Source organism: Vibrio sp. 10N.222.48.A3, assembly GCF_041475345.1.
In the GTDB taxonomy this organism is placed as follows: domain Bacteria; phylum Pseudomonadota; class Gammaproteobacteria; order Enterobacterales; family Vibrionaceae; genus Vibrio; species Vibrio tasmaniensis_A.
The window spans coordinates 1-425 of the sequence record NZ_JBFRVX010001746.1 but is presented as its reverse complement, the minus strand read 5'-3'; the positions used below and the strand labels follow the sequence as shown (position 1 = coordinate 425).

At 44.9% G+C, this 425-nt stretch carries 1 protein-coding gene; it reads right to left on the bottom strand.

Annotation, left to right across the window (positions count from 1 at the left end; all coding sequences use genetic code 11):
* Positions 1-83: 83 nt before the first annotated feature.
* The coding region (locus tag AB4653_RS28730) for a formate dehydrogenase accessory sulfurtransferase FdhD (protein ID WP_372106044.1) at positions 84-425 on the bottom strand (342 nt) is incomplete at its 5' end.

Genomic DNA, 425 nt, shown 5'->3' with positions numbered 1-425 from the left:
CACTAACTCTTTACATCAGAACTTTACAATTAGAAGCGGTTAGTGAATCTCCAATCGAACCTACGCTTTTTTCCGACTGCTGATTATTCACCTTTCACATCAAATTCAATCTTCTCTGCGCCAGTGAACACTTGGAAACGCAGGCCTTTAGCGCGAGCAATGGTCGTGATACCAAATTGCTGAGCCAAGTCTAAACCCATTTGCGTTACGCCTGAACGTGATAACAGAACAGGAATACCCATCTGCGCCACTTTGATGACCATTTCAGAAGTCAGGCGGCCAGTAGTGTAAAAAATCTTATCTTCACCAGACTCTTTGTTAAGCCACATCTCACCAGCCAACGTATCTACCGCATTGTGACGGCCAACATCTTCAACAAACGATAGAACCTTGTCGTCTTTGCAAACAGCGCAACCATGTACCGC